General features: G+C 70.6%; 18 protein-coding genes. 4 read left to right on the top strand and 14 right to left on the bottom strand.

The genetic code is table 11. The features are described 5' to 3' along the window. Positions 1 to 51: 51 nt before the first annotated feature. From VFL28_01925 to VFL28_01905, 5 genes are all read right to left on the bottom strand, one after another. Positions 52 to 1,005 carry a branched-chain amino acid transaminase gene (locus tag VFL28_01925; protein HET7263398.1) on the bottom strand — a complete coding sequence of 318 codons (954 nt, stop codon included), beginning with the start codon at positions 1,003 to 1,005 and terminating at the stop codon, positions 52 to 54. A gap of 83 nt (positions 1,006 to 1,088) precedes the next feature. Next, on the bottom strand, positions 1,089 to 3,878 hold the full coding sequence (gene ligD / locus VFL28_01920; GenBank protein HET7263397.1) for a non-homologous end-joining DNA ligase: 2,790 nt from the start codon (positions 3,876 to 3,878) through the stop codon (positions 1,089 to 1,091). Next, complete coding sequence (locus tag VFL28_01915) at positions 3,875 to 4,606, bottom strand: DUF72 domain-containing protein (protein ID HET7263396.1); 732 nt, start codon at positions 4,604 to 4,606, stop codon at positions 3,875 to 3,877. The genes ligD and VFL28_01915 overlap by 4 nt, the downstream gene beginning before the upstream one ends. A 5-nt stretch (positions 4,607 to 4,611) precedes the next feature. Next, a complete protein-coding gene (locus VFL28_01910) occupies positions 4,612 to 5,448 on the bottom strand; it encodes an ABC transporter permease (GenBank protein ID HET7263395.1) in 837 nt (278 codons plus the stop codon). Continuing rightward, the gene (locus VFL28_01905; protein ID HET7263394.1) at positions 5,445 to 6,212 is read right to left on the bottom strand and encodes an ABC transporter ATP-binding protein; all 768 of its coding nucleotides are present in this window, start codon (positions 6,210 to 6,212) and stop codon (positions 5,445 to 5,447) included. Before VFL28_01905 ends, VFL28_01910 begins: the two co-directional genes overlap by 4 nt. A gap of 26 nt (positions 6,213 to 6,238) precedes the next feature. On the opposite strand from VFL28_01905, the gene VFL28_01900 reads away from it, so the two are divergent. Further along, complete coding sequence (locus VFL28_01900; protein ID HET7263393.1) at positions 6,239 to 7,156, top strand: DMT family transporter; 918 nt, start codon at positions 6,239 to 6,241, stop codon at positions 7,154 to 7,156. Between the two features lie 200 nt (positions 7,157 to 7,356). On the opposite strand, the gene VFL28_01895 is transcribed toward VFL28_01900, so the two are convergent. Genes VFL28_01895 through VFL28_01880 form a run of 4 tightly spaced genes read right to left on the bottom strand, consistent with a single transcriptional unit; the run spans position 7,357 to position 9,147 of the window. Next, positions 7,357 to 8,193, bottom strand: coding sequence for an arsenite methyltransferase (locus VFL28_01895; protein HET7263392.1), 837 nt, complete (start codon positions 8,191 to 8,193; stop codon positions 7,357 to 7,359). A gap of 7 nt (positions 8,194 to 8,200) precedes the next feature. Next, positions 8,201 to 8,557 carry a helix-turn-helix domain-containing protein gene (locus tag VFL28_01890; protein ID HET7263391.1) on the bottom strand — a complete coding sequence of 119 codons (357 nt, stop codon included), beginning with the start codon at positions 8,555 to 8,557 and terminating at the stop codon, positions 8,201 to 8,203. 35 nt (positions 8,558 to 8,592) lie between these two features. After that, on the bottom strand, positions 8,593 to 8,979 hold the full coding sequence (locus VFL28_01885) for a RidA family protein (GenBank protein HET7263390.1): 387 nt from the start codon (positions 8,977 to 8,979) through the stop codon (positions 8,593 to 8,595). Between the two features lie 45 nt (positions 8,980 to 9,024). Beyond that, positions 9,025 to 9,147, bottom strand: coding sequence for a DinB family protein (locus VFL28_01880; GenBank protein HET7263389.1), 123 nt, complete (start codon positions 9,145 to 9,147; stop codon positions 9,025 to 9,027). Here VFL28_01880 and VFL28_01875 point away from each other — a divergent pair, their 5' ends adjacent. Next, positions 9,148 to 9,363, top strand: coding sequence for a hypothetical protein (locus VFL28_01875; protein ID HET7263388.1), 216 nt, complete (start codon positions 9,148 to 9,150; stop codon positions 9,361 to 9,363). A 251-nt stretch (positions 9,364 to 9,614) separates the two neighbouring features. Beyond that, entirely contained in the window at positions 9,615 to 10,730 is a 1,116-nt protein-coding gene (locus VFL28_01870; protein ID HET7263387.1) for an alanine--glyoxylate aminotransferase family protein, read from the top strand. Positions 10,731 to 10,862: 132 nt separating this feature from the next. Here VFL28_01870 and VFL28_01865 read toward each other — a convergent pair whose 3' ends face one another. From VFL28_01865 to VFL28_01855, 3 genes are read right to left on the bottom strand one after another with little or no spacing between them, the layout of a single operon-like run. Beyond that, positions 10,863 to 11,756 carry an ABC transporter permease gene (locus VFL28_01865; protein HET7263386.1) on the bottom strand — a complete coding sequence of 298 codons (894 nt, stop codon included), beginning with the start codon at positions 11,754 to 11,756 and terminating at the stop codon, positions 10,863 to 10,865. Beyond that, positions 11,753 to 12,700: an ABC transporter permease gene (locus VFL28_01860; GenBank protein ID HET7263385.1), complete on the bottom strand. Its 948-nt coding sequence runs from the start codon at positions 12,698 to 12,700 to the stop codon at positions 11,753 to 11,755. Before VFL28_01860 ends, VFL28_01865 begins: the two co-directional genes overlap by 4 nt. A 39-nt stretch (positions 12,701 to 12,739) precedes the next feature. After that, positions 12,740 to 14,305 (bottom strand): ABC transporter substrate-binding protein, encoded by a 1,566-nt coding sequence (locus tag VFL28_01855; GenBank protein ID HET7263384.1) that lies wholly within the window; start codon positions 14,303 to 14,305, stop codon positions 12,740 to 12,742. Between the two features lie 114 nt (positions 14,306 to 14,419). On the opposite strand from VFL28_01855, the gene VFL28_01850 reads away from it, so the two are divergent. Then, complete coding sequence (locus tag VFL28_01850) at positions 14,420 to 15,850, top strand: neutral/alkaline non-lysosomal ceramidase N-terminal domain-containing protein (GenBank protein ID HET7263383.1); 1,431 nt, start codon at positions 14,420 to 14,422, stop codon at positions 15,848 to 15,850. A gap of 19 nt (positions 15,851 to 15,869) precedes the next feature. Here VFL28_01850 and VFL28_01845 read toward each other — a convergent pair whose 3' ends face one another. Continuing rightward, positions 15,870 to 17,357 (bottom strand): M81 family metallopeptidase, encoded by a 1,488-nt coding sequence (locus VFL28_01845; GenBank protein HET7263382.1) that lies wholly within the window; start codon positions 17,355 to 17,357, stop codon positions 15,870 to 15,872. 39 nt (positions 17,358 to 17,396) lie between these two features. Continuing rightward, positions 17,397 to 18,347: an ABC transporter permease gene (locus VFL28_01840; protein HET7263381.1), complete on the bottom strand. Its 951-nt coding sequence runs from the start codon at positions 18,345 to 18,347 to the stop codon at positions 17,397 to 17,399. Between the last annotated feature and the right edge of the window lie 69 nt (positions 18,348 to 18,416).

The raw sequence follows: 18,416 nt of genomic DNA, 5'->3' as shown, positions 1-18,416 counted from the left end.
TGAAGGTGAGCGCCGGTCCCTCGCGCTCGATCCTCGCGATCGCGCCGCGGGCTAAGCCCGGGCGGCCACCGCTTTATACACCGGCGTGAGCCAGTGCCGGTACTCCGGCACGCGGCCCTCCGCGACCGAGAAGTAGACTTCCTGAAGCTTGCGGGTCAGCGGCCCCGGCCGGCCCGACCCGATCGCGTAGTGGTCGATCGTGTTCACCGGCGTGACCTCGGCGCCGCTGCCGCAGAAGAACGCCTCGTCCGCGATGTACAGCTCGGTCCGGTCGATTTCGCGCTCCTCCACCGGGATCCGCAGCACGTCGCGCGCGAGCTCCATCACCGTCGTGCGCGTGATCGACTCCAGGATGTTCGCGGTGATGGGCGGCGTGACGAGCCGGCCGCCGCGGATCATCATGAAGCACGAACCCGGTCCCTCCGAGACCTTGGCGCGCTCGTTCAGCATGATCGGCGAGCCGTTGAAGCCGTTCAGTCGCGCCTCGGTCCACGCAAAGCGCGAGTTGTGGTAATTCGCTCCGGACTTTACGCGCGGCGGCACCGCGTTGTCCGAGATGCGCGTCCAGGTGCTGATGCATGAATCGCAACCGTCCGTGACGGCCTTGGAGTGCGGCGCCAGCCGAGGGACGATGAAGCCGCCGGTCGGTTCCTTGCCCGCGTCGGCGGAGCTGCTGTGCTCCTCCTCGCCGACGTACAGGGTCAGGCGGAACCACACCGTCCCCTGGAATTTGTTCGCGCGGATCGTGTCGATCTCGGCCCGGGTCAGCTCGTCCGCCGACCACGGAATCGGCATGCGCATGATCTTCGCGGAGTTCCACAGCCGCGCCATGTGGTCGGCGTTCCGGAAGATGTAGAGTTCACGCTCGTCGCTGTTCCAGTACGCGCGGACCCCTTCGAAGATGTTGGCGCCGCGGAGCACCGTCGCCGTCGAGACATGGACCTTCGCGTCCGCCCAAGGCACGACCTTGCCGTCGAACCACACGAACTCCGCCCGATCTGCCATCGACTACGCCTCCAGCTAGTTCCGGGATTCTTCCACTATAGCGCTTTTGCCGGCCGCGCGCACGCGCTCGTTCCCGCGTCGCGTTAGCCGCGCGCACCGCCGCCGAGGCTGAGATCCTGCGCGTCGTCGAGCAGGTGCACCCACAAATCGCCGACCCGGGCCAGGCGGTCGAACACCGTCTCGATCGTCCACCGCAGCGGGTCGAACCCCGCCTCGAGCTCCTCCCACGTCACCGGCACGCTGACCGCCGCTTCGGGGATCGGCCGCAGGCTGTAGACGCTTGCGATCGTCTTGCCGCGCACGTTCTGATTGTAATCAAGGAAGACTTTGCCGACCCGCTGCTCCACGGCCCACGCGGTGGTCAGTTGATCCGGATGCCGCGCCGTCAGCCATTCGGCCAGGGTCTTCGCGAAGGCATGGGTTTGCGCGTACTTGTAGCGGCGCCGGATAGGCACGAAAACGTGCAGCCCCGTCTTACCGGAGGTCTTGACGAACGACCGCAGCCCGAGGCCGTCCAGCGCGTCGCGCACCCACAGCCCGGCCTGCCGCGCCCCGGCGAAGCCCGTCTGGCTGTAATCCGGATCCTTTTCGCCGTGGCGGACCACGGGTTTCTGGCCCTTCGGAAAAATGAACGGGTCGACGTCGAACACCACGACGTCGGGATAGTTGAGCACGCTCGATTCAATCGCCGCCTCGGCCCCGGCAAACTTCGCCGCGGCGCGCGCGGCGCCGCGCGAACCCTCTTCGCGGCGCATCGGCGCGACGCGCGAGAACCACGCGTGCATCTCGATGCAGCCCATCTGCGCGAGCCAACGCAGGAGCAGTTCGTCCGCGCCCACGATCATCCGGATGTCACGATCGCCCTGATCGGACCAGATGCGCTCCGTCCGCACGAACGGCGGTACGTCCGGCGTGTCCTTCTGGAAGAAATCATCGCCGTGAATGCCGTTGGGCCACCGGCGCAGCGTGAGCGGCCGGTCTCGGAGGTGTGGGATGATGTACGGGGCGATGCGCCGGTAGTACTCGATGACGTCGCCCTTCGTGTAGCCCTTCTCGGGGAAGAACACCTTGTCGAGATTCGTGAACGCGATCTGCGGCGGCAGACCGGCGGCCGCCGCACCGGGCCGATCCCCGCGCGGGGTTTCGGCCGCGGCCCGGCGCGCGGCGCTGCGCGGCGCCGTCACGATGTCGCGCGGCGGGGAACCGCCGTTCGCCTCGTCCCGCGCGCCCGGGCGTGCGAGGCGCACGTCCTTCGCCGCGATGTCGTCCCGGACGCGCAGAAAGACGGGGAACCGCAGCATCCGGTCGGGCGTCCACTCGCCGTACTCGACCTCGACGACGACCTCGGGGCGCACCCACGTGACCCGGCCCGGGATCTGCGGGCGCGCCGCGAACGGAGACACCTTCGTCTCGAGGGGCGCGAGCCGCCGGCGAAACCGGTCGAGATCGGCTTCGCTGAAGCCGCCGCCGGCCTGCCCGATGTGCACGAGCTGTCCCGACTCGTCAAACTGTCCCAGCACGAGCGCACCGAACGACGTCGCTCGGCCGCCGCGTCCCGGGGTCAGCCCGCCGACGACGGCCTCCAGGGTGCGGCGGATCTTCACCTTGATCCAGTCCGCGCTGCGCAGGCCGGGCCGGTACGGGCTCGCGGCCTTCTTGGCCACGACACCTTCGAAGCCGTGCTGCGCCGCGGCCTCGAACAGCGCCTCCCCTCGCTCCTCGATCGCGTCGGCCTTGATGAGACCGGCGGGCAGCGTGAGCCCGTCCAGCGCGGCGCGGCGCTCCGAAAACGGGCGGTCGCGGAGGTCGCGTCCGTCGAGGTAGAGGCAGTCGAACACCGCGTACGCCACGTGGACGTCGCCCGCCTCCGGGCGCTCTCCCGAGGCGGCGTCGAGGTGCAGCCGCTGCTGCAGCCGGTGAAAGCTCGGCCGGCCCGCGTCGTCGGGCGCGAAGATCTCGCCGTCGAGGATCGCGCTGTGCACGTCGAGGTCCGCGAGCGCGTCCACGATCTCGGGAAACTGCGCGTTGAGCCGGCGGAGGTTGCGGCCGTAGAGCACGATTTCCTGGGCGGCCCCCTCGCGGCGGAGAAACGCGAGCGCCCGCACGCCGTCCCACTTGACCTCGAACAGCCAGCCCCGCCGGTCGAACGGCCTCTTCGCCGCCTCCGCCAGCATCGGCGTGAACGGCTTCGGCAGGGGATCGGTGCCGAGTTTGGCGCGCCCCTTCCCCGCGGCGCGCCTCTTCGGGGCGCGGCCGCGCGCCCGCGATTCCGGAGGCCCGGAGGTCCAGCGCGCCCCGCGGTCGCCGGCGATCTCCTCGATCGTCCGGCCGCTTGCGACGGAGGGCCGGCCCGCGGGGACGAACCCGGGCTCCGCGTATCGGTCCCGGCCCTTGAAAAGCAGCCAGTCCTTGCCGTCGTTGCGCTTCGTGCGGACGAAATGGAATTCGCCGCGCAGCCGCTCGCCGTCCATGTCGAGCGTCATCTTGCCGGCCTCGAACGCGGCGACGGCATCGCCTTCGCGGCACGAGTAGGCGCCTCGATCCCACAGCAGGACGGTCCCCGCGCCGTAGTTGCCGGGCGGAATGACGCCCTCGAAATCGCCGTACTCGATTGGATGATCCTCGACGAGGACCGCGAGCCGCTTGTCCGCCGGGTCGAGGGACGGCCCCTTCGGCACCGCCCACGAGCGCAGCACACCGGCCATTTCGAGCCGCAGGTCCCAGTGCAGCCGAGTCGCGTGGTGCTCCTGAACGACGAAGCGCGGCCGGCGCTCGCCGCGGGCGGCCCCGGTCCGCCGCGCGGTGCGTTCCTCGCCGCTCGGCTCCGGTGTCCGGTCGAAGCGCCGTTTCCGGCGATACGTCTCGAGGGTCATCCGCGGGCGGCCACGAGGGTCATCAGGCGCTCAGCGTACGTGACCGCCTCGGGGCCGGTGTCGTGTGTGAAGTAGCAAAAGACGGGCCGGAGATCGGGCGCGCCGGCGAGATGATCCGCCCACGCGGCCAGCTGCTCGTCGGCATACCGCAACCGGTGGAGCCGGTAGTAGCCCCAGGACGCGGTGTGCACGACGGGGTCGGTCGAGTCGTCGTCCTCGGCGATGCACAGCGCCGCCCGGTACGTCCGCAGCGTCTCGTACACCGCGTCGTCGCGCCACGACACGTGCCGGAACTCGAGCGCGACGTACGGAAGCGGCGGCAGGCCGGCGAGGAACTGCTGCAAGAGCGGCAGATCGCGCTTGAAGGTCGGCGGAAACTGGAACAAGACCGGGCCGAGGCGCGGCCCGAGAAGGCTCACGCGCTCGTAGAGCCAGCGGACGTTGTCGTCGACGTCGCGGAGGCGCTTCATGTGGGTGATGCTGCGGTGGGCCTTGATCGTAAAGCGGAACGACTCCGGCGTCTGGCTTTTCCACGCTTCGAACGTCTCCGCGGCCGGCATCCGGTAGAACGAGGCGTTGATCTCGACGGTCGGCAGCCGCGTCGCGTAGAACGACAAGAAGCGCTCGGCCGGCAGATCCGCGGGATAGAATCCGCCCTTCCACTCTTTGAACCCGAAGCCCGACGTACCGGCCCGCAGACGGGCGGGCGCCGGAGGCAGGCCGGACACCGCCGTCACCCCTCGGTGCGCATCAAGAGACCGAGTTCCCGCGCGACCCACATCACGCGGGCGAAGGCCGCCGCGGCGATCGCGAACAGCACCGCGTTCAGACCCAGCGCCCAGGCCGCGTCGCCCCACGGCAGCGGGTGCCCGCTCAGCACCGCCCGCATGCCTTCGAACGCGTACGTGGTCGGCAGCACCCAGGCGATGTGCTGCAGCGCCGCCGGCAGAATCGCGACCGGGTAGAAGACGGCGGAGAACGGCTGAAACAGAAACGCCACGGCCCACGCGAGCACCTCGGCGCCCTGGCCGTACCGGAGGATAAGCGCCGTCGTGATAATTCCCATTCCCCAGGCGGTCAGAATCAGGTTGGCGGCGAACGGCAGCAGCCCCAGGGCGTACGGAAAGATGTTGAACGTGTAGAGGGACCACGCGATCGCCGACATCAGGAGCGCGATCACGGCGACCTTCATCACCCCGAGAATCATCGTCGCGCCGAGAAATTCGGCCGTGCTCACGGGGCTGACGAAGACGTTCACCAGGTTGCGCGTCCAGATGTCCTCGAGGAAGGAGACCGAAATCGCCTGCTGCACCCGGAAGAAAATGTCCCAGAGGATCAGCGCGCCGAGCAGGTAGGCGATCGCGATGGCGCCGCCCCCGCGCAGGCGGGCGACGTAGACGCTGAGGAAGCCCCACAGCAGCAGGTCGAGCAGCGGCCAGTACACGATCTCGAGCGAGCGGATCGCGCTGCGCCGGTAGAGGTACAGCTGCCGCAGCAGCAGGCCGGACAGGCGGCTCAGGCTGAACCCGGACACGCGCGGCCCCGCGCGGACCGCGGCCAAGGTGCTCATGCCGGCCGCGCGGCCTCCTGCCGCGCGAGCTCGAGAAACATCTGCTCGAGCGTCTCCTGATCGAACTGCCGCAGCACCTCGCCCGGCGCGCCGTCCGCGATGATCCGCCCATGGTGCAGGAACAGGATGCGGTCGCTCAGCCGTTCGACCTCCTGCATGTTGTGCGACGTGTAGAAGATCGTCATCCCGCGCTCGGCCCGGACCGCCCGCAGCACCTCGCGCACCCGGTCCGCCCCGTCCGGATCGAGGCTGGCCGTGGGTTCGTCGAGGAACAGCACCTCCGGATCGTTGAGCAGCGCCTTGACGAGTCCGAACCGGGTGCCCTCGCCCGACGAGAGCTGGCCGGTGCGCCGCTTCCACACCCCGGGGAGGCCCATCCGCTCGAGCAATTCCTCCAACTCGGCGCGCGGCTTGCGCACCCCGTAGAGCCGTGAAAACACGGCCAGGTTCTCGCCCACGGTGAGGTTGCCCGGCAGCGAGACGTAGGGCGACGTGAAGTTGACGCGCGCGAGAATCGCCTGGCGCGCCGCCGGCATCGGCAGGCCCAGGACCTCGACTTCACCGCGCGTCGGCCGCAGCAGGCCGAGCAGCATGCCGATCGTCGTCGTCTTGCCGGCGCCGTTCGGGCCGAGGAATGCGACGATCGCACCGGCCGGCACGGCAAACGACACGTCGTCGACGACGACAGAGCCGCCGAAGCGCTTGGTGAGGTGACTGGCGACGATCACCCCGGCCCGAGGACCGGGGGAGATGGTGCGGATCACGGCTGCATTATACACTGGGAGTGACCGTGACCGTCCCTCCACCGAACATCCGCCGCGGCCAGTTCTACGCGATCGCCGCCATCGTCATCTGGAGCACGAACTTTATCATCGGCCGGGAGCTGCGCGACGCGCTCAGCCCGGGGACGATCGCCGCGTTCAGGGCGCTCGTCGCCGGCGTGCCGATGGGCGTCTGGATCCTCGCGACGCACGGATGGCCGGCGGAAGGCCGCCGCCACATCGGACCGATGGTGGGCCTCGGCCTGCTCGGCATCGTCACGAGCCAGTACATGACGTATCTCGCGCTGCACTGGAGCTTCGCGACCAACGTCATCATCTTGAACGCCGCGAGCCCGGTCGTCACCGCGACGATCGCGGTCCTTGTCGGCGCGGCGCCGTTCTCCCCGGGGCTGTTTCGCGGACTGGCGATCTCGGTGGCCGGCGCGTTCCTCGTAACGGCGTTCGGCGCCACCGGCGGGGCGCGCCTCCAGGCCGATCCGGGCGCTCTACTCGTGATCGCCACGATGGTCACCTGGGGCTTCTACAACCTCGGGGTGCAGCGCATGAGCCTCACGCTGTCCCCGCTGGTCGTAACGTCCGGGGCGATGCTGGCCGGGTCTCCGTTCCTGCTCGGGGTCGTCGCGCTCGAACACCCTCCGCATCTGTGGGCCGCGGTCGCCGCGCATCTCCCGGTGCTGGTGTACCTGGCGATCGGGCCGTCGGCGATCGCCTACGCGTGCTGGAGCGCCGCGGTGCGGGACCTCGGGGCCGATTACGCGATGCTGTTCAATAATCTACTGCCCGTCTTCGGGATGGCCCTGGGCGCCCTCGCCCTGCACGAGCGGATTACGCTCGTGCAGATCGGCTCGTCCGCGCTGATCATCGCCGGGATCGTGTTCGCGTTTCGCTCGCTCACCGGAGGCGCGCGGTCGGGCGCGGAGGCCTAGCCCGCCGCGCGGGTCATCGTCGCAAGCATTTCGGCGGCATCAGGCTCAGCGCGGCGTACCCGCAGGCCACGTCTACGATGGCGGTAATCACGGCGCCGTGCAGGGCGCCGATGGTGCGGAGGAACCCGTGCTTGGCAAAGCTCGACCGGACGGCGGCGGCGAACTCCGGGTTCCGCGGCCGAAACGCGTCCGGCAACCCGCTACGCGGCGCCCGGCTTACGCGCCCTGACAAACGCGCTCATGAACTTCTTGTCGACCAGCGGGGCGATCGCGTCCGCGTCGATCCCGCGGCCGGAGAGCAGTTCCCGCGCGTCGCCGGCGGCGTAGACGCGCGTCGGCTCGAGGGACACGTCCTTGAACCCCGCCGCGGCCAGCTTCGCCGCGTAGTCGGATTCTTCCAGCGCGCCGGCGACGCAGCCGATCCAGAGCTCCATGTCTCGCCGGATGGCGTCCGGCACCTCGCCGCGGACGACGACGTCCGAGACCGCGAACCGCCCGCCCGGCCGCAGCACGCGGAACGCCTCCGCGAAGACGCGGTCCTTGTCGCCGGAGAGGTTGATCACGCAGTTCGAGATGATCACGTCTACGGAGTTGTCGGGGAGCGGGATCTGCTCGATCTCGCCCTTGAGGAACTCGACGTTGTCGAGACCGGCCCGGCGCTGATTTTCCCGGGCGAGCGCGAGCATCTCGTCGGTCATGTCGAGGCCGTACGCCCTGCCCGACGGGCCGACGCGCCTCGCCGAGAGCAGCACGTCGATGCCGCCGCCGGAGCCGAGGTCCAGCACGACCTCTCCGGCACGCAACTCCGCCAGCGCGGTGGGGTTGCCGCAGCCGAGCGACGCCGCGACCGCTTCCTTCGGCAGATCCGCGACCTCGTGCCCGGCGTACAGGTTGGAGGTGATCACACCGCCGCAGGCATCCGCCGCGCCGGCCCCGCACGAGCCCCCGCAGCAGGCGCTCCCGCCTTCCGCCGCGCGGCGTGCCGCGTTCGCGTACTTTTCCCGGACGACCACCTTGATCTCGGTCATGTCCGCCATCTTCCCGTCACCTCGCTCCGCGACGCCCTACCCAGACGATTGCTTTCGGATCAACGGCACCGCTGCGCGTGCAGCACTCGGCATACAGGAAGCCGAGCAGTTCCCGGAGCGTCTCCGTGCCGGCGGCGTAGCGGAGGAACGTGCCCTCGCGCCGCACGGTCACGAGTCCTTCGTTCCGGAGCTTCTCCAGGTGGTGCGACAGCGTGGAGGCGGGGATGTCCAGCCCGGCCTGGATCTCCCCGGCCACGAGTCCGTCTGGATGCGCGGCGAGGAGCAGGCGCAGAATGCGCAGGCGCGGCTCCGTGCCGATCGCCGCGAACATGTCCGCGTAGCGTGTGACATCGTCAAGACGGGCCTGGGTCATACTTCGATTATATTAGAACCATGGAATCGACGTTGTCAAGCGGGGATCACCGCGTCCGCCTCGATCTCCACGAGCAGCGCCGGATCGACAAGCCGCGCCACCGCCACCAGCGTGCACGCCGGCCTGATGTCGCCGAACACCTCTCCGTGCGCGCGGCCGACCGCCTCCCAGTCCTCGATGCGCGTCACGAAGATCCGGGTGCGAACAACGTGCTCGAGCCGGGCTCCCAGCTCGCGCAGCGCCGTTTCGATCGTCTTCAAACTCTGCACCGTCTGCGCATACGCGTCGCCCTCGGCCGCCGCGCCGCCGGCGCCCGCCGCGGTTGTCCCCGCCACGTATACCGTCTGCCCGACGCGCACGGCCCGTGAGTACCCGACAACCGGCTCCCATTTTCCGCCCGACGAATAGTTCTTCCGTTCCATCCTCCACCTCCGGTCAGCGCGTAGCCCGCCGGCTCCATCCCCCGGCTACCGGTTGAGCGGCGTCCTCTCGAACGCGAGGAACGAGTCGTCGAGAGTCTCGGCCCGCACGCCGCACCGCCGCAGCATCGCCATGACCTGCGACCTGTGGTGCACCTCGTGCAGCGCCATGTGCAACGCGATCTCCCCGGCCGCTTCGGGTCTGCGATCGACGCGATCGCCGCCGCGGTCCGCGGCTCCTGCGCCTTCCACGCGCGCACGAGCGACTCGAACTCGGCGATCCGCTCCTCGGTGAACGGACTGTCGGCGAGCGGAAAGTCGCGGCCGGTCGGCCGCTCCACGTATGCCCACTCCGCGGCCGCGATGTGGAGCGACGTGGCGCGCTGACGCGAGGTACTCGAACACGCCCGGCATATCGATCTCCAATGCGCCACCTCCGCCACAACCCCGTGCAGGGCAGTTCGATGCTGTCGCGCGCGCGTCCCGTCCGCGCCGCCCCGACGTCCATAGGCACACGCGCGATGCAGAAAACGGAGGAGCGTTTCCACCTCTCCCCGAAGGCGATTGTTCAGTCGCCGTCCGGCCGCCGCGCATCGACGAAGCACTTCCGGACGTGCCCAAGGAGGTCGGTCCTCGCCATGGACTCGGACAAGGTGGAACTGCTGATTCCCGGCCCGATTCCGGTCTCGGACAAGGTCCTGGCGGTCATGAGCCACCAGGTCGAGCAGCACTACGGCCCCGATTGGATGCCCGTGTACGAAGCGTTCACCGCCCGGCTGCGCCGCGTGTTCATGACCGCCGGAACCGTGTATCCTATTCCGGCGTCCGGCAGCGGCGGCCTCGATGCGATGATCGGCAGCCTCGTCGGGGCGGACGGCAAGGTGGGCGTTATCACGAACGGCTTCTTCGGCGCCCGCGTGGTGGAAATTGCCCGCGCGTACTCGCCCAACGTCGAGGTGATGGAGCTGCCGTGGGACCAAGCGGCGGATCCCGACGAGGTGCGCCGCTGGGTGCGGACGCACAAGCTGCCGCTGGTTGCCGTCGTGCACAGCGATACGTCGACCGGCGTGCTGAACCCCGTGAAGGAAATCGCCGCGGCGGTGCGGCCGGAAGGGGCGGCCGTCGCGGTCGACGCCGTCTCGTCGCTCGGCGGCGCGCCCGTGGAAACCGACGCGTGGGGCCTCGCCGCGGTGTCCACCGCATCGCAGAAGTGCCTCGAGAGTCCGCCGGGGCTCGCGCCGGTGGCGATCACGAGGGCGGGGTGGGAGGTTGTCGATCGTCAGCCCAAGTCCCACGGCTGGTACCTGAATCTCCGAACCTGGCGGCGGTTCGAGCGCGAGTGGGGCGCGCATCACCCCTATCCGGTCACGCTCCCCAGCAACCTGATTCGCGCGCTCGACCGGGCGCTCCAGCTCATCTTCGACGAAGGGCTCGAGAAGCGCTTCGAGCGGCACCGGCGCGCCCAAGCCGCGCTCCGCGATGGACTCGAGCGGATCGGCTTCAAGCCCGCGGTCGAGCCGAAGTGGGCGTCGCCGACGGTGACCGTTGCCTATCCCCCTGCCGGCGCGGACGCGAACGCCGTAATCCGGAACATGCGTGCGCGGGGGTTCGCGATCTCGGGCGGCCTCGAGAAGCTCTCCGGCAAGGTGATCCGAGTCGGCCACCTCGGGACGCAGGCCCACCCCGAACTGATGCGCCGGGTCGTGGACGCCCTGGAGGCGACGCTGCGGGAAGGCGCGGCCGCGAAGCGCTAGGCGTCGCGCCGCGTCCACGGCGCCGGGCGGCGCTCCGACCATGTCACGAGCTCGGTCACCGCGCGCCGAAGAGCGAGACGAAGATCGCGAGGGCCATATCTCGGGCGGTCCGCGGTCTCCTGCCGGCGGCGGCTATCCGGCCCGTCTCCGCATCCTGGGGTCGAGCGCGTCGCGCACGCCGTCCCCGAGCACGTTGAAGGCGATGATCGTAATCGTGATCGCAAGGCCGGGGAAAACCGCGGTCCACGGCGCGAGCACGAGGTTCTGGCGCGCGTCGGCCAGCATGACGCCCCACTCGGGCGCGGGCGGCTGGACGCCGGCCCCGATGAACGACAGCCCGGCGAGCGCGCCGATCACGCCGCCCAGGTCGAGCGTACTGTACACCGCGATCGTGCCGGCGAGGTTCGGCACGATGTGGCGGCGCAGGAGGCGAGCGCGGGAGGCGCCGAGCGCCGCCGACGCGGTGACGAACTCGCGCCCGCGCAGCGCGAGCACGGTACCCCGGACCATGCGCGTGTAACGCGGCAGCCGGCTGAACGCGAGGATGCCCACGACGCTCGGGATGCTCGGCCCGACGAAAGCCACGAGCGCGAGCGCCAGGAGCAGCTCGGGAATCGCGAGGAAGACGTCGACCGCCCGCATCACCACCTCGTCGAGCGCGCCGCCGCCGTAGCCGGTCACGACACCCAGCGCGATCCCGCCGAGCGACGCCACCAGCACGGCGACGACGGCGAGGCTGAGGTCCACCCGGCCACCCCACAACACGCGGCTCCAGACGTCGCGGCCGAGCGCGTCCGTCCCGAAGATGTGCGCCGGCGCGGGCGGTCCGTAGGGGCTCGCCAACGCCATCGCGGTCGGGCTCTCGTGCGCGAGAAGCGGCGCGGCGGCGCACGCCGCGGCCGCGAAGACGAGGAACGCCCCGCCGGCGAGGGCGAGCCGGTTCCGGGCGAACCGATCCCACGCCTCGCGGCGGCGGCGCCGTGGCGGACCCTCCGCCCCCGGCGCACGCGGCAGCACGACGCTCATTCCTGCCCCCCGCGCAGCCGTGGGTCGAGCACCGGGTACGCGAGGTCCACGAGGAGGTTCACGGAGATGAAGAGGACGATGGTCACGAGCAGCACGCCTTGCAGCAGCGGGTAGTCGCGGCGCACCATCGCGTCGACGGCGAGGCGGCCGACGCCCGGCCACGAGAACACCGTCTCGGTCAGGAAGGCGCCGCTCAACAGAATGCCGATCTGCAGGCCGAGGTTCGTGACGATCGGGATCAGCGCGTTGCGGAGCGCGTGGCGGATCGTCACGACGCGCGGCCGGAGACCCTTCGCCCGCGCCGTGCGCACGTAGTCCTCGTCGAGCACCTCGAGCATCGTGGCCCGGGTGAGACGCGCGGTGGACGCCGCGAGACCGAGCCCGAGCGCGAGGGCGGGCAGCACGAGATGCGCGAGGCCCGGCACCGTCCACACCGGCCCGCCTCGTCCGGACGCCGGCAGCCAGTGCAGGCGCACCGCGAAGAGAAAGATCAGCATGATCGCGAGCCAGAAGACCGGCACCGCCACTCCGGCGACCGCGGCCGCCGTCGTGGTGTAGTCGGTGGCCGTCTGCGGCCGGAGCGCCGCCGCGAGGCCGAGCGGCAGGGCAATCAGGAGCGAGACCGTGAGCGCCGCGGCCGCAAGTTCCGCGGTGTTGGGCAGCGCGCCGGCGACCAGACGCAGGATCGAGTCTTTGTAGTAGTAGGACTCGCCGAGATCGCCGTGCAGCGCGTGGCTCATGTAAATCCAGTACTGGACGGCGAGCGGCCGGTCGAGGCCGAGGTGGTGGCGCAGCACCGCGACGTCCTGCGGTCGCGCGTCGAGCCCGAGGTAGACGGTGGCCGGGTCGCCCGGCACCAGATGAATCAACGCGAAGACGAGCACCGAAGCCCCGACGAGCGTCGGGACCGCTTCAGCCAGGCGCTTTAGGGCGTATGCCGCCATCGCCGCGGCGCGACCGGCGCATCCCGGCCGCGGGGTGCGTCAACCCGCGAGTTGCACCGTAGCCCAGGGCGTCGCGATGTCCCACCGTCCGAAGACGATCGCCGGCTTGAAGCCCCGCACGCGGCGGCCCCACGCCTGGGTGTTGTTCAGGTAGTAGCCAGGAACCTGGTAGATCTTCTCGAGCAGCACGTACCGCTGGATCTCCGTGTACAGGCGGCCGCGCGCCTCGCGCCCCGTCGCCTGCCGCGCCCGCAGCAGCCGCGCGTCGAGCTCCGGATCCTTGATGTTCATGAAGGTCGCGTGCGAGCCGCCCGAGTGGAACAGCCAGTAGAGGGTCTGGTCGGGATCGGGCGCGCCTCCGCCCCCGACCAAACTGAAGATGTAGTTGTCGTTGGTCACGAGGGTGTTGAGCAGCGTGGCGAGATCGGTCACCTGCAGGGTGGCGCGGACGCCGATCTGATTCAAGTTCGAGACGAGTACCTCGGACAGGCGCGCGCGGTAGTCGGCGAGCGAGATTACCTTCACCGTGTAGTCCCGCGGCATCACACCCGACTCCGTTAGCTGGCCGAAGAGCGTCTTGGCCCGCGCCGGATCGTGCCCGAAGGCGTGCTGTGTGAGGTACGCTGTATCATCGGGCCAGATCGGCGGCGAGACGCAGGCGTAGGCGCGGCGGCCGACTTCGGACGGGAAGACGGCCTTGACGGCCGCGTCCAGACTCCACGCCCGGTAGAGCGCCTCCCGGAACCGCACGTCGGTAAAGGGGGGCCGGACCGCGCGGTAGCCGAAGTAGCCGTAGGACGTCGTGTTCTGCGTGGCGATCGTGATGCCGGGGGCGCCGCGCAGTTGCGCGAGCGTACCGGGCGTCACCTGCTGCACGATGTCCACGCCGCCCGAAAGCAGCTCGGCGGCCGCCGTCGATGCCTCGGGAATCGGCCGGAACAGCAGCCGCTCGACCGCCGCCGGACGGCCCCAGTACTGAGGGTTGCGCGCGAACGTCACGTGATCGTTGGGGACCCATTCAACGAACTGGAAGGGGCCCGAGCCGACCGGGTGCTTCGTGAACTGGTCGCCCCATTTCTGCGCCGCCTGGCGGCTGACGATGTTCTGCAGCGCGATCGCGGCTGGAAACGGCGAGTACGAATACTGCAGCGTGATCCGCACCGTGTACGGGTCGGCCGCCTCGACCCGATCGATCATGTCGATTTGCGGGCGCTTCTGCGACGAGTTCTTCGGATCGAGAATCCGGTTCAGCGAGAAGACGACGTCGTCCGCGGTCAAGGTACCGCCGTCGTGGAAGCGCACCCCGCGCCGGAGGTGGAAGGTCCAGACTTTGGCGTTCGGCGACGCGTCGAACCGCTCCGCGAGCTGGGGAATGGGCTGCATGTTCTGGTCCGGCACCAGCAGCCGGTCGTACAGCTGGTCGTACACGGCCGACGACGCCGTGTCGTTGCTGCGCATCGGATCGAGCTGACTGACGTCCTGGTACGCGGCGATGCGCAGTTCGCGCGCCGGAGCCGTCTCGCCGCGGCGCGGCAGGAGGATCGTCGCGATTCCCGCGCCGGCCGCCGCGGCCTGCCCGAGAAACCGCCGCCGTGTCGTCTTCATGATGAGTGCCTCCCCCCAGGAGGATAGCCCCGCAGGACTGGTTTCGATACGTACTCAAATATCCTGCGGTCTATGTCACGAAGCCGCTGCATCGAACCGGAGGGGACCGCGTCCGTGACGGCGCCGCCGCCCGGCCTGCGGGCCGGAGCCTTTGAGGTTGATATCACGCCGCCGCTGGACGTGCCGCTCGGCAGCGGATTCAACCCGCCGGCCGTCGGCGGCATCGCCGATCCGTTGCGGGCGCGCGCCCTGGTGATCGGCGACGGCACGACCCGGGTCGCGGTCGCGTGCGCCGACATTCTTGCCGTCGACCCGCAGCTCTCGCGCGACGTGCGGCGGCTCGTCGAAGCGCGGACCGGGATCACCCCGGCGCATACGATGGTCTGCGCGACGCACACGCACACGTGCGGCGGGCGGCTGCAGCCGTCCCGCGGCAACGGCGACCCCGCGCTGATGGAGCTGCTGGCGCGCCAGATTGCCGGCGCCGTCGCCGGCGCGGCGGAAAGATTGAACCCGGCCCATGTCACGGCCGCGCGCGCAACCGTCGAAGGCATCAGCGTGAACCGACGGGATCCCGCCTTACCCGTCGACCGGACGCTGCGCGTGCTGCGCGTCGATTCCGGCGGCGCGCTCCTCGCCGTCCTCACCGCCTTCGCCTGCCACCCCACGCTGGTTTCGAGGGAGCGCCCGGTGCTCAGCGCGGACTTTCCCGGGACGCTCGCGGATTCCGTCACCGCAATCTTCGGCCGGCGCGTCGTCGTCCTGCCGGCAAACGGCGCGTGCGGTGACGTGAATCCCGTGATGGCCGGACGGGACGGGCTCGAGGCGGCGCGCCGCATCGGCCGCATCCTCGGCGGCGAGACGGTCTCCTTGCTCGCGCGCCTCGACCGCGCCGGAGAGGCCCCGCGCGCCGAGAACACCCGTCTCGGCGCGGCGCTCGCGGTCGGCCCCTCGCGCGCAGACGACACGGCGCGGGCGCGCCCGCCGGTGCGGGCCGCCACCGCGACGGTGCAGGTACCGTACAAGCGGTTCCGGTCGGCGGACGAAACGGATGCCGAAGCGGCGGAGGTCGCGCGCCGGCTCGCCGAGGCCGGGGTGCCGGCCTCCCGCGTCGCGGCGTGGCAGGCGGGACGCACGGTCGACGCCGCGGACGCACCCCCCGCAGAGGGAGAAACGGCCCGGCTGGTCGGACGGCTGCTGCGGCTGCGCTCGGAGGCGTGGTCGGCGCGCGTGGCCCAATTTCAGGGCGTCGTCGGACGCGAGGTCCGCGAGCTCGAGCTGCAGGCGTTCGCGTTCGGGCCGGACGTCGCGCTGCTCGCGGTGCCGTTCGAACTGTTCAGCCGGATCGGGCTCGACGTCATGACGGGAAGCCCGTTCCGGCACCTGTTCCTGATTGGCTACGCGAACGACCTCGGCGGCTACCTGATGCCGGACGACGAGTACGCCCGCGACGGGTTCGAGGCCGGGATCACGTTCTACGGACCCGGCGCCGCGGACGCCGTGCGCGCCTGCGCCGCCGGCCTGCTCGGCGCGCTGGCGCGCTGACCGCCGCCGGCCGACGCACCTAAGGCCGGCGGTACACCTCGGGCGCCGGCGCAAACGACACCTCGTCGTCCAGTGGAAACATCGGCCGCCGGCAGACCCGGTGTCCCAGCGAGCGGAGATCCGCGCTCGTCGAGCCGGGCGCGTCGACGTTGAAGTCCTTCTCCGCCCATTCGTCAAACATGTGCCACTCACAGTACGGCGACTTCACGACGGTGAGGTGGTACGCGCGCGGGTCCCGCCCGTGCGCGAAGAACATCGCGCGGTCGAAAAGGCTGACCGACCGGCTCATCACGATGATCGTCATGTTTCCCACGAGCAGGACGGCGCTCGGCCCGGCGTCGAGCGCGTTGCCGCTGGTCTCGAGCTTCGCGCGGCCCGACGACAGCATGTCGACGGTCGCGGTCACCTCGACGGGCGTGAACCGCTCGTCGAGCGCGCCGCCCAGCCGAACCCTGATCGTCTCTCCGACGCCGGCGCGGTGCGCCTCGGCCGCCGCGGGCGGGTCCACGATCGGGACCAGCACCGGCCGCTCGTAGCCGGCTTTGAGCAGCGCCGCGAGAATCGCGTTGCTGTCGCCGGGCGCGCCGGAGGACGTTGCGTCGGCCGCGTCGGTGAAGATGACGGGGCCGGCCATCCGGCGGGCCTGCGCGATCGCGCGGTCGAGCGTGATCAGCTTCGCCTGCATCCGGAAGCGGTTGGGCCAGAACTCCCGCGCGAGCCGGACCGCCTCCGCGGACGCCGACGCCGCGTCACCGTCCGCGACGACAACGGCCTGGCTGCACAGCTCCGGAACATCCGTGAACGGGTTGCCGATCATCACCGACGCCGCCAGCGCGCGTCCCTCGCCTTCGAGCCGCTGCGCCTCGCGGATGACGTCCCCGTAGCATCCGGTTTTGGTGAGCAGCTCGTCGCCGCGCACGAGCGCCGGGATCGTCACCCGCGCGATCACCGGCCGGAGGCGCTCGTCCATGACCCGGAGCAGGAGTCGCGCCGCGCGCGCGCCGGTGTCGGCGAAGTCGACATGCGGGTAGGTATGGTAGACGGCCAGTCCGTCGATCTGCCGCAGCATGCGGGCGGTGAGGATGCCGTGGAGATCGAGCGAGATGACAACCGGCCGGTCCGGGCCCGCGGCCTCGCGCACGCGCTCGAGAAGAAAGCCTTCCGGATCCGGCTCGCCGTCCGCGCCCATCGCGCCGTGCATCGACACGTAAACGGCATCGGCGTCCGCGATCCGCGCCGCGACGCCCCGGGTGAACTCGTCCGAGAGCCGCGCCCACCCGGCGCGCGACAAGAGGCCCGCGCTGCCGGCCCGGGCGCTGTAGACCGGGAGCACCGCGACGTCGGACCGCGCGCCGAAGATCGCCAGCGCGCCCCCGACCGCGGTGTTGCGCCCGCCCTGCTCCAGGATCTCCCGGCCGCGGCGCACGGTGAAGTTGTCGTACTCGCTCGGCACCGGATTGAACGACGAGATTTCCTGCATGCATTCGGTAATCAGGATCCGTCGCATCGACGGGGAACCTCGCCCGGCGTGCCCGCGTGACGCGCGCTACGCGACGCGGTGGGGGTCGACGGCGTCGCGGAGGCCGTCGCCCAGATAGTTGATCGCGATCACGGTCAGGAAGATCATGAGGCCCGGATAAATTGCCGTCCAGGGCGCGCTCGTCATCTGGTCCTGGGCGGCGTTCAGCATGTTGCCCCAAGTCGGCGTCGGCGGCTGCACGCCGAATCCGAGGAAGCTCAGGCCCGACTCGGTGATGATCGAGCTCGCCACCCGCAGCGTCGCCGCGACGATGATCGGCCCGAGGCTGTTCGGCAGCACGTGCCGGGCGATGATGCGTCCGTTGCGGACTCCGAGCCCGCGCGCCGCCTCGACAAACGTCGCCTCCCGCAGCGACAGAAACGTCGCCCGCACCAGCCGCGCGACCGGCATCCACGAGGTCACCGCGATCACGAGCACGATCGGCAGCACGCTGCCGGCGCTTCCCCGGAACACCGGCAGCGCGAGGTTGCGCAGGACCAGCGCGAGCACGATCAGCACGAAGAGCTGCGGGAACGAAAGCACGAGATCCGTGAACCGCATCAGGACGTTGTCGACCCAGCCGCCGTAGAAGCCGGCGAGTGCGCCCGCCGCGGTCCCGAGCGTCACCGCGAGCGCCATGGCCGCGACGCCGATGGTGAGCGACACGCGGCCCCCGTAGAGGATGCGGGTGAGCAGATCCCGGCCGAGGTCGTCCGTGCCCATCGGGTGCGCCCACGTCGGCGCGGCGAGCCGGTGGTCGAGGTCGGACGCCTGCGGGTCGTACGGGGACACGAGGCGCGGCGCCGCGGAGGCCAGCGCGAATGCGGCGACCACCGTGAGGCCGGCGAGCGCCATGCGGTGGCGGCCGAACCGCTCCCACGCCATCCGCGCGGCGCCGCGGTGCCGGCGTCCGCCGGCCTCCGCCCCGGCGGGTGACGCGGCGGCCTTCAGCGCCGCGGCGGGCGCGGGCCGTCCCATCAGGCGTACCGGATCCTGGGATCGAGCAGGGCGTAGCCGACGTCCGCGGCCAGGTTCGAGAACACGATC

The organism is bacterium, assembly GCA_035691305.1.
Taxonomy (GTDB): domain Bacteria; phylum Sysuimicrobiota; class Sysuimicrobiia; order Sysuimicrobiales; family Segetimicrobiaceae; genus DASSJF01.
This window is presented reverse-complemented; position numbering and strand designations above follow the sequence as displayed.